General features: G+C 67.2%; 4 protein-coding genes and 2 pseudogenes. 3 read left to right on the top strand and 3 right to left on the bottom strand.

The features are described 5' to 3' along the window. Positions 1–37 precede the first annotated feature (37 nt). Positions 38–517: a hypothetical protein gene (locus ACP4J3_RS11935; RefSeq protein ID WP_426533238.1), complete on the bottom strand. Its 480-nt coding sequence runs from the start codon at positions 515–517 to the stop codon at positions 38–40. Between the two features lie 201 nt (positions 518–718). Continuing rightward, a complete protein-coding gene (locus tag ACP4J3_RS11930; protein ID WP_426533236.1) occupies positions 719–1960 on the bottom strand; it encodes an AlbA family DNA-binding domain-containing protein in 1242 nt (413 codons plus the stop codon). Between the two features lie 351 nt (positions 1961–2311). Here ACP4J3_RS11930 and ACP4J3_RS11925 point away from each other — a divergent pair, with 351 nt between their 5' ends. Beyond that, a complete protein-coding gene (locus ACP4J3_RS11925; RefSeq protein WP_426533234.1) occupies positions 2312–4006 on the top strand; it encodes an SIR2 family protein in 1695 nt (564 codons plus the stop codon). Between the two features lie 60 nt (positions 4007–4066). Here ACP4J3_RS11925 and ACP4J3_RS11920 read toward each other — a convergent pair whose 3' ends face one another. Beyond that, entirely contained in the window at positions 4067–8653 is a 4587-nt protein-coding gene (locus ACP4J3_RS11920; protein WP_426533232.1) for a PIN domain-containing protein, read from the bottom strand. A gap of 1104 nt (positions 8654–9757) precedes the next feature. Between ACP4J3_RS11920 and ACP4J3_RS11915 the strand changes: the two are divergent. Next, positions 9758–10563 (top strand): annotated as a pseudogene (locus ACP4J3_RS11915) (IS5 family transposase). Between the two features lie 24 nt (positions 10564–10587). Beyond that, positions 10588–11091: pseudogene (locus ACP4J3_RS11910) on the top strand (ADP-ribosylglycohydrolase family protein); the annotation flags it as partial. Positions 11092–11100 lie beyond the last annotated feature (9 nt).

Raw genomic sequence — 11100 nt, 5'->3', positions numbered from 1 at the left:
CCCAGCGGGGCATCGGCCTTCGGCGCGGCAGCCGACCTCAGCCACAGCTCAGAACGGCCGCTACATACGGTCTACAATCCAGATCGATGCCGTCGAGCGCGGGCGCGTCGGCGCCGGGGTAGGTGAAGGAGACATCCTCGGCGGTGATGACCTGCGGCCCGTCCTCGGCGACAGCGGCGGTGCCGCGGCGGGTCGTCCACGGTTTGGCCACCGTGAGGAAGCGGGCCCAGTCGTCCAGGGACAGCGAGGTGCGGAACAGCCGGGCTCCTGCCCGGACCGTCGTCGCGAGCGCGGCGCCGGAGGTCCGTACGGCGAGGGCGGCGGTCCCCGCGACGGCGAGTTCCATCCGGCCCGTGGCCACCAGGAGCACGAGCACGCCCCAGGTCGCGGCGGTGCCCACTGCGGTGAGCGCGTCGCCGATGCCCTGCACGACCAAGGCATGCCTCGTCACCTTGAACTGCTCGGCCTCCAGACGGCCGGAGACGATGCGGTACTGGCGGATCAGGAACCCGGCCATGGTGCCCGCACGGACCTCATCAGCGGTGCTGCGCTCGGTGGTGTAGGAGCGGAACGCTTTCCGCAGGCGGGAGTCGGCGAGGCCCCTGGTGGTGGGCGGCGTGCTCGATCCGCGCGCCGCGCCTCAGCTTCCGACACGGTCGGACGGGGCGCGCGGTGTTCGCCGTTCCTACAGGACATCTGTCCGGCGAGGACGTCGCGGTTACTGTTCGCGGGAGGTGTCGTGGAACTGCTCCAGGACCTTCTCCATGCCGAGCAAGCCGGCGTCCAGGCTGATCTGCTGGAGCCAGTTGTCGATGAGTGCGCGGCGCTCCGCGGGGTCGCGCTGGTCGATGCCTGGGTCAGCGAGCAGGTTGGCCCCTCGAGAGGTGCCGGCGTCCGGCACCGGGGTCAGACCGTTTCCCGCGAGCAGGTCCGGTACGTCGGTGCTGCTGAGGAAGTCCAGGCCAAGCGGTTGGGGCATCACCAGAGGGTCGATGCCCGCCAAGGCAGCAAGCGCTCCGGTAACCGCGTCATCGACAAGCGTGGCCGTCAGGGCCTCGACCAGTTCGTGCAGACGGGCAACGGAGAGGGGTGCGCTGCTGCCCAAGGCGTGCTGGAAGCGCGCGACGACTTCCAGGGAGACCTGAAGGTGCGAAACGGGGACCCCGTAGGCGTCCGGCAGGTCGATCTTGGCGACGGCCTCCACCGGAGAGACCGGTGTTCTGCCCGGTCCGCCGTTCCACAGCAGCCGGATCCTGCGGGCCCGGTTGAAGCCCGACCGGCGGAAGGGGTACATGCCAGCGTCACCGTTGCCGATCGACGCACACCAGTGGAACAGCGCATGATGTAGGGGGGAGTTGTTCAGCGCGTCGGCGAAGGCCCGCACTCCGCGTTCGGACAGCGGGCGCCAGGTGGCTGATGCGTCGACCGGAACGAACATCCCTGTACGCACGAGAAAGTCGGCCGCCTGCTCCCCCTGGTCGTCTCGGGGAAGTTCCGCCGACGGCAGCCGCAGCCCGGCAGCCACGGTCTGGGGAGCGGCCTCGTTGATCAGCCGCGCGAGCCGCGCCCGGTCTGCCACCGCGTTGCGTCCGTGCAGCCGGATCGGGGCGGCTCCCTGGATCAGAAGCGGGCGCGGTGCCTTCGCCGGGTCCACTCGGACGACCAGGACCATCCGGCCGTCAGTCTCCGGCAGAGGCACCGGAATGATCTCCGGTTCCCAGGGCGGCTCCAGCTTCTGATGGCAGCCGCTGACAATCTTGACGATCGTGTCCTCCGGAACACCGATGATCCGGTCATCCAGGTTGCGCTCGGTGACGCCGACCAGGATGAGGCCGCCGTAGCTGTTGGCCATCGCCGCGACCGAGTCAGGGATCTTGGGCGCGTAGCTCTCCTTGTACTCCAGGGTCAGGCTTTCGGGCTGGCCGACGGCGACCAGCTGGCGAACGCGCTCGAGGGTCACATCCGCAGGGCGGCAGGCGAACAGGGAAGCCGCAGATGTCATACCGGCCGCCTATCCGCCGAACGTGTGTGGGTCGAAGGTGTCACCAGGTCAAGCTAGCGAAACCGCAGACGGCCGCGCCCCGGATTTCCCCGCCACGTGCCGCCCAGGCCCCACCGGCTTCGCTCCGCCGATCCCGAGGCGGAGCGGCGGGCAGCAGGATTCCCAGCCACCCTGCGCTGGTGGGGCCACCTCAGGGAGCACGTGCTGGAAAGAATTCCACTTGTCGTCAGAATGACGGTAATGTGGGGTGCGGGCAGGCCGCTCCGTGCGACCGAGGCTCCGTCATGTCGTCGCACATGGAGGTCAGTTATGGAACCGCATGTAAATCTCGCGTTCTCCGTACGCGCCACCCCGGGCGGGTACGCGGTCCTGCTCGGGGCCGGCTCCTCGATCGCGGCGGGCATGCCGTCGGCGTGGGACGTCCAGCAAGATCTGATCAGGAAGGTGGCGGCCGCAGAAGGCGTCACCGAGACGGGCGACCCGCACGCCTGGTACAAGGAGCGTTTCGGCCGTACGGCCACCTACGACGACCTCCTGGCCCGCCTGGCAAATACGCCGCTCGAGCGGCAGGCGCTGCTGCGCGCCTACTTCGAGCCCAGTGAGGAGGACCGCGAGGAGGGCCGGATGCAGCCCACCGCCGCGCACCGGGCGATCGCCCGCCTGGTCGCCGACGGACACGTGCGCATCGTGCTGACGACGAACTTCGACCGGCTCATGGAGACCGCGCTGCGCGAGATGGGCGTCGAACCGACCGTCGCGGCCGACCCGGCCGATGCCGCCGGTCTGGCCCCGCTGCACACGATCAAATGTCTCGTCGTCCACGTCCACGGCGACTACCTCAACCCCACGAGCATGCTCAACACCCCCGAGGAGCTCAAGGAGTACGCGCCTGCGGTCGACACCCTGCTCGACCGGATCTTTGCCGACTACGGGCTCATCATCTCCGGCTGGTCCGCGAAGTGGGACCCCGCGCTGCGCAACGCCCTGTCCCGGTGCCCTTCCCGGATGTTCACCTCATACTGGACCGACCCGCGTGAACTCTCCGAGCACGCCCAGGACCTCCTCACCCGGCGCGGCGCCGTGTACGTCCAGACCGACGCCGACGCGTTCTTCGCCCAGGTTGCCGACGCCGTGGACGCGATCGCCGACAGCCGTCGGCATCCGGCGAGCATCGCCGTCGCCGTCGCTTCCGCGAAGCGCGCCTTGTCCGGGGCTGGTCAGGCGATCACCCTTCACGACTCCCTGCGCCGCGAGGTCAGCCGCATCATCGCACTCCCTCTGCGCAGCGGCCCCTGGCAGTCCTCCGACGCCAACGAGCACAGCCGCAGACTCAGCATGCTGGAAGCCGAGACAGAACTGCTTCTCGCCCTGGTCGCCACCACGGCTTACTGGGGCACGAGCGAAAACGACCGCTGGTGGATCCACGACATCGAGCAGCTCGGGTCCGTCAGCGGGGGCGGCGACCTGGCCTTGATCCGGCTCGCCCAGGCCCCGGCAACCATGATGATCTATGCGGCAGGCATTGCTGCCCTCGTGGCCGAACGCTGGCCCACTCTGGTCCGCGTGCTCAGTGAACCCCAGGCTCAGCACCTGACCAGATCGAAGATGCTGCCTGCGGCCGCGCTTTTGGGCCCGCAGACGACGATCGGCAAGGACTTCGACGGCGCAGAGCGTCTGCACGCTCAACTCCGTCCCGTCTTCACGGAACACCTCATACTCGGCGACACGGCCTACCTTGAGGCCTGGGAACGTTTCGCATACCTCCGCCTGATCGTGCAGCAGGACGCCGGTATGAACATCGAGTGGCCCCATATTCGCAGCGACCGATACGACGGACACCAACTCGCGCCAGCGGTCTGGCTCACGCACGAGCCGGACCGGCACGGAGACTTGCACCCTCTGCTCGAAGAAGGCCTCTTCGACGGAGACGTGGAACGTCTCCGCACAGCGAAGGAAGCGGTCCAGGCCGAATACATCTCGTGGGCCCGGATGATGCCGAGATGACCCAGCAGTCAGGTACAGGCTTACGGGCGCGCCACTGCTCGCCCGTTTCACACCTGGAGGTCACGGCATGGTGAAGAAGATCTTGAGAGCCTTCACACGTGTTTCGCCGTCCAGGCCGCCCAGCAGCCGCAGGACGATTGAGCCAACCATCTCCGGAGGGGTGATACGCCGCACTGTCGTCACCACACGCTGTACGACTTCTTGCAAGAGGTCCGCCTCTGGAGCGAAGCGCCGGATTACTTGCTGTGCTTCATCAAGGAGCACGGGGAGAGCTGAACCATCGGTCAGTTCGAACAGTGTCCATGCCACGATCATGCCGGCGACGGCGGGCACAGTCTGTGGAGTAGCGACGAGGCATAGACCTCTGAGTGCGGCGATGCACCAACTCGCGGCGCTTTGAGGATCTTTCTCGGGCAGCGCTTTGATCAAAGTGGTGTAGGTGCGCCACCCATCTGGCAGTGGCTGCCATGTCGAGGGGCGTGTGAAGAGGAAGGCTGCGTAACCGTTCGGATTCCACTGCTCGTTGCGGGCGATCGACATCAAGCGATCGCGCACGGGCAATTCGGCCACAGGCAGTTCCATGAGCCGGCGGTAGGACTGCTCAAGGGCGTCTACGCGTAGCACTCCGTCTTGGACGAGGACCTCCAACAGGTGCAGGCTACCGAAAGCGGATACTCCCTGGCTGCGGGCGAGGGCACGCAGCGCGGCATCATCTGCGAGCAGGCTGACCCCGCGCTCTCGCGCGAGACGGATCGATGCGCTCCAAACCCGGTGTCTCTCGTCGTCGTAGTCGGGAGGCGCGTCGGGCAGGACGTCACACGCGTCGATCGCAGCGGCCAGGGCATGGGCTCGATCGCTCCACGACCTGGTGACTTCCTCAGAGTACTCAGTGAAAGTGGGCTGCTCAGTTCGCGAATCCCACCCGAGCCAACCGGAGCTTTGCGTGCCGAGCGCGGACCGGGTCTGCAGGATGTCGTCGCGTTGGGGGGCGGCGAGGAGGAGTTGCTCGAAGTGGACCGTCAGTTGCGTCGTGGGTTCCAGCACGATCGGAGAGAAGAACAATGCCGAGGTGTCCACAACAACCGATGTGTCCAGTGCGCGCCGGGCTGCAGCGGTCTCCTGGGTACAGGCGTCCTCATCGGGATCGCGGATCACATAGCAACCGATAGTGTTACGGATCAGCATGTCGGCGTGGCTGCGGCCGAGCGCGGCGGCGCAAGCGCTGATCGGGATCTTCCCAGCAATGGCCGCCTGCTGCATCTCTTGTACGGCGTCAGACGCTGGTGCCAGGCGGGCTCGGAGAAATTCCTGCAAGCCTTTGAGCGCATCGTCGATCGGAACCTGCTCGATCAGCTTACTGTGGGGGAAGTGCTCGAAGAACTGCTGGTGCAGTTGGCGAGCTTGGGTCAGCAGACGGTAGTCAGTTTGTTCGCCCGTTGGCATCAAGAAGGCGGTCATGACGGCGGTGGCGACCAGTTCTTCATCGTCTGGGAAAGCCTGCGCTGCCTGGGCGACAGCGGTCAGGATCTCCGCCTGCGTGATCTCCGTTCCGCTGGCCTTGCTGGTAACGCCTCCTTCGCTTATTGACGGCGCGATCGTGCGCAGCACCGAGGCGATCAGCCGTGCTCTGTTTCGGTCCGTTGGCTCCAAGCGCGGCTCGGCCCGGATGGCCTCGTAGGCATCTTGCATCCGGCGAAGCTGATGCAGGGCGTGTACCTGAGCCCACCGGTACTTGATCAGGCTGTCGTCCCGGGTCGGGTCACCTTCGGCGATCTCGTTGTCGGCGGTGAGCCGGCGCGCCTGGTCCAAGACCGCGTCCCAGTCCTCTCGGCGAGACGCTGTCTGAAGGAGGAATTCCCGGGCGGTTCGTCGGCGTGAAGGATCAGTACTGGACGCAAGCCCGGTCGCCAGACGTTCCGCGTCATCCACGTTTCCGCTGGTGAGCGCTAGGTGCGCCGCTTGGAGGAGGTGGCGTTCGTCGTGGCCGTGGCGCACGGCGAAGCGCTCCAAAGCCTTGACGGCGTCAGTGGTCTTGCCCTGCTGAATGAGTGCCTGGACTCGGATCTGCAGTGCCACATCGGAGTCGGGATAGCGGCGGGCGAGGATCTGTGCCTGGGTAACGTCCCCGACGGAGAGCAGCGAATGAGCGCGGTACATATCGGCGTTCTCTGGATCGAGCGCATCGAGCTGGGCAAGTTCGTCTTCATCGAGGGTCGCAACAAGCGACAAACCGAGCAGAATTCGGATTTTTTGGTCACTGCGAGTGTCGGAAGTAATCTCGTCGAGCGCTGCACGGAATTCGGTGGCGGCCTCGGGGTGCGTGTCCTGTCTTCCGGTGAGGGCAAGGCCGGTCGCCAGCCTCCGGTCCACGGGGTCGTCAATCTTCTCGGCAAGCTCAAGCGCCAAGCGGATGTCCCCGACTTGCGCGGCCAGTCCCGCTGCTACTTCAACCACCGGACCGGACGTCGCCTCCACGGCCTCAGCGGTCCCTGTGGGCGGTGGTACAAGCATTGCCAGGGCGCCATGAAAGTCGCCCCTGAGCGCCCGTGCCTGCGCGGCGAGCACAAGTGCGTCGGCGGTAGTGCCGCCCCAGTCGTGCCTGCGACCGCGCGCGATGAGCGCGAGGTCCTCCGCACGGGTCAACGCGGTGTCTCGGTCGAAACCTGAGATTCGGCTTACGGAATCAGCTGCCTTCGCACACAGAGTCCTCGCCAGTTCCAGCTCTACCTTGGAGGCTCTCGGCCCGGTCAGCGCAGCGACCGCTGATGCGCCCGCGGGGTTGTGATGGTACGCCGGGAACCCAGCTGCAATGTTGTCCAAGAGGATCTGAGCGGCGTCGATCTGGCCAGGGGTCTCACGGAGGAGCGCAGCCGCAGTCAGTGTGGCGGTCAGCCTCATGGACTCGAAGAAGGCCGGATAGAGGTCGGCGAATTCCTCGACGAACGCCAGGAACGCATCATCCGGTTGAGAGGGTGCCGATTCGGCGCCCAGGCCAGCCAGAACTGGCCTCGGCAACGGAAGTTCGAGCGCTCCCGCCACGGCCAACAGCGCCGGGCCCAGCGCATTATTGTCGGCGCCAAGGCCGACGCGATAGAACTCCCAAAGTGGGCTGCCGGCGGGCTCGGCAGCTTCAGCGCGAGCCAGTAGCAGCTCGCTCTTCTCCGGGTCGCCGTCTTGTGCAGCTGCGACTGCACCTTCGCAGTACAAGTACGCCGACAGCAGGTCGCCCTGCCAGCGCTGCGCGGCCTGCTCGAAGAACCAGGACGTGGCCGGATGCTTATGTGAGGCGGCGAACTCGGCAACCAGGACCCACAATGCCTCGCTGCCCTGACTGCGGAACTCCTGGGGTGGCCGGTGTTTGAATCGGCTCAACCACGTGGCAGGCTGACCGCCCAATGCCACCAGGTCCTTGAGGACAGCAGTCGCGCGCGCCCCGGCCACTGGCTCGGCCCACTCGTAGGCGAGCGCCGTCGGTGGGGCGACGCGCAGCAGCATTTGGACCGGCGACAGCCCAGTGGATGACGGAGGACTGCCAGCCGAGACCGTCGAGGTGCCGGGCCCTGGCAGATCCTCCGCCTCGGCCCGGCGCAGCAAGGCGAACGCAAAGGCGGCCGCGTGGTGGGCTGCCCTCGGCTGCCACTCGCGGTCGGCGTCAGCGGTCTTGTTCTCGACGCAATCGGAGATCCCGCGTACAGCGAGTGCGGGAAGTCCGTCCTTGTGCGCGGCCTCGTAGAGCCCGAGCGACTCCATGTCCACCGCTGCCACGTCATTGAAGTCCCTGCGTACCTTGTTCATCAGCGCAGAGCGGCCGTCGGAGTGCACGACCGCGCCTGCGGCGATCGGCTTGACCTCGACCCTCGGTGCGGTGCCGCAGGAGTTAAGGGCGGCCTGGTCGGCGGTCAACTCATCTGCCCAGTCGTTGCGCCGCACGTCCCTGGCGAGTTGCACGACGCCGTTGGCGGCGGGGTAGGACAGCGGCCGCGTCAGGTGGACCGACCCCTGCGCCTCCTCCCAGGCGTCCTTGCCGCTGTGCAAGTCGTAGACCCGGTCTGCGACGACGACGTCGCCGTGAACCAGATCATCGGGCTTGACCGAGGCGGCGATCCCCACGAATAGCACCAAGTGGGGATTGAGCGCTGTGATCACCGTGGCGGTCTCGATGGCAGTGCGGGTGTTTCCTGCGCCCAACTCCGCTACGTGCACGCTCCAGTCCGCATGGTCGCCAGCAAAGTCCCCCACCTCGAAACGCGTCGTGCGCACACGGCTGGACCGCCGATCGGGCAGGTGAGAGACCACCGCCTCGTACTCCAGCTGAAGCGCGGTGAAAATCACCGTGGTTAGACGGGGGCGCACCCTGTACCCGTCATCCTCTCGCTCCGCCGCCCCGGTCGGCTCGTGCAGCCAGTTGTGCATCATCGGGTTGCTCGCGTCGATACGCCACAACTTTGAGCGGCCCTCGGCGCTCGCAACCACGAAACCGGCCTTCTGAAGCACCTGAAGCGTAGACGTCGCAGTCGTGGGCGCGACGCGGAGCGCGCGCGCCAAGGCGCGACCGCTCACCGGGGTGCTGGAACCGGCGAGCGACTCCAGCGCGTGAAACGCCGTCTCGCCCAGCAAAGTGCGTAGTTGGTCAGCGGTCGAGGTCACCCTCTCACGCTAGCACCATGTCCAGTTCTTCTGGACACGACTGTTGCACTGGGTTCCTCGCGCTCACACAGCAGCGGGCCAGGACGTTCGGACCGCCCCGGACGCACTGCCGTGTTCAGTCGCGGAAGCATGGAGGTAAACCCTTGGCAGGTGCAATGTGAGGTCCAGACCCTGTCGCGGTGGAAGGACTCGGTGAGGCAGGGCCCGTGGTGTCCACACTGAGGGGAACTGGCCGTCCGGCTCGGCGACGGTCGGCTGCGGCACGAGCAAGTCGTCCTGGACGGTCTGGAGAACGCGCCGGAGGCGCTTGCATGCATCTTCCGGGGCGACAGCCGCGGGAAGATCCTCGTTCGGGTTGCGCCCGACGATGCCACGGGCAGAACTGCCTGACGGGATCGCGCGGCCGTGTGGCGGGCGCACGATCATCCGCCGTGGCCCTCCGCCCAGGGACGACACACAGCGTTCATCAAGGACCGTTACCCGTCTCGACCCTGCGACACCCGCCGAGCGCTTGAACAACTCACCGACTGCAGCCGCGGCCGCTGTCGCCCTCCGTCCGATCCCCGCACTCGCCATCCAAACCGGGGGCGCCGTCGCCGCTTCGATAGCCGCACAGCGCACGGATGCCGATGCCCTCACCAGAGGGCCCTTCGGTCCCCGGGAAACCGGACAATGGGCCGGCGCCGTCGGAGCCCCCGGAGCCGCCTCATTCCCCTGCTGGCCGATCCCGCCGGAATGTATGCCGCGAACTGCCCGGCCCAGTGACGCCGCGGTCCAGCATCATGGCCGTCGTCGTCGAGGATGAACGCCTTGACAAGGAGATCACCGAAGGCGTCGGCGGCGCGAGGACCCCGTCATCCACGAACACGTGCAGCGCCAAGGCCGCCGCCCAACGCTCGCACGTACCCCAGCGCGAGCTCAGGCAGCTGCCTGCAATACAGCCCCGTCCAGGCGCCGCATCCACACGATGAACATCGCACGCACGGCGGGAAACGCCCGCCCGTGCAGGGAACACTCACGCGAACGCTTAGAGCTCGTAACAGGATCTTGTTGAAGTGTCCTGGTCGAGCGTGACCGGTGTGATGATTCGGCCGTTCGTGATGTGTGACGACTCGGCCGTGGATCGTGGACGACGACTTGTGGGCGCTGATCGAGCCGCTGCTGCCGCCCTGACCTGAGAAGGCACCAGGGCCGCGGCCGGTGGCGGACCGGCTGTGCCTGCAGGGCATCCTGTACATCCTGTTCAACGACATAGCCTGGCAACTGCTGCCTCTGGAGCTGGGGTTCGGCTCGGGACAGACCTGCTGGCGGCGCCTGGAACGGTGGCAGCAGGCCGGGGTCTTCGACCGGCTGCACAGCATCCTGCTCGCCGAACTGAACGCGACAGGCGAACTCGACTGGTCCCGGGCGTGCGTGGACGGCTCTCACATCCGCGCGTGGGGGGAGCCGACACCGGTCCGTCGCCGGTCGACCGGCGGAAGACGGGCAGCAAACACCATCTGATCTGCGACGGACGCGGCACCCCGCTCAGGGTCATCACCACTGCGGCCAACGTCAACGACGTCACCCAGACCCTCGCTCTCGTCGACGGCATCCCGCCCGTGGCCGGGCGGACCGGCCGCCCGCGCCGCCGGCCCGAGACGCTGCTCGGTGACAAGGGCTACGACTCCAACCCCAACCGCCGCGAGCTGCGCAAGCGGCGGATCCTGCCCGTCATCTCCCGCAAGGGCGCCCCCAACATCAAGGGCCTGGGCAAACTCCGCTACGTCGTCGAGCAGACCTTCGCGCTCCTCCACCAGTTCAAACGCCTCGCCGTCCGCTGGGAACGCCGCACCGAACTCCACGGCGCCTTCGTCTCATTGGCGTGCGCCCTCATCTGCTGGAGGCGACTGAAGAAGCACCGGTCATGATCCTGTTACGAGCTCTAAGAACGGGGTTTTAGTGTGTACGGCGCGACGTGGGCGGCGGCGCTGATCGCGGCGGCGTTCACCGCGCCCACCGTGCGGCACGCGGTCGACCAGGCCCTGGCCGTCATCCCGGCGAGCAGCCGGCTCGCCCGTACCGTGCGGCGGGTCGTCTCCCTCCACGACACGCGGATGACCTGGGAGGACACACTCACCACGGTCGCCGAGGAGACCGCCGGGCTCGGCTGGATCCACACCATCCCGAACGCCGCCGTACTCACCGCGGGGCTTCTGTACGGCGACGGCGACTTCACCCGCACCATCACGCTGACCGTCCGCGGCGGCCTGGACACCGACTCCAACGGGGCGACGGCCGGCTCGGTGGCGGGCGTGCTGACCGGGGCGGACGCGATTCCGACGCAGTGGAAGGAGCCGCTGGAGGACACGGTCCGCAGCGCGGTGTTCGGCTTCGACGGGGTGCGCATCAGCGAGCTGGCGGAAAGGACGGTGCGGCTGGCGCAGGCAGAGCCGTAGAGGCCGGGC

This window comes from Streptomyces sp. UG1, assembly GCF_049974585.1.
In the GTDB taxonomy this organism is placed as follows: domain Bacteria; phylum Actinomycetota; class Actinomycetes; order Streptomycetales; family Streptomycetaceae; genus Streptomyces.
This window is presented reverse-complemented; position numbering and strand designations above follow the sequence as displayed.

Coding starts and splice junctions, on each gene's coding strand:
- ACP4J3_RS11935 (WP_426533238.1), bottom strand. CDS start 517: ATGGCCGGGTTCCTGATCCGCCAGTACCGCATCGTCTCCGGCCGTCTG.
- ACP4J3_RS11925 (WP_426533234.1), top strand. CDS start 2,312: ATGGAACCGCATGTAAATCTCGCGTTCTCCGTACGCGCCACCCCGGGC.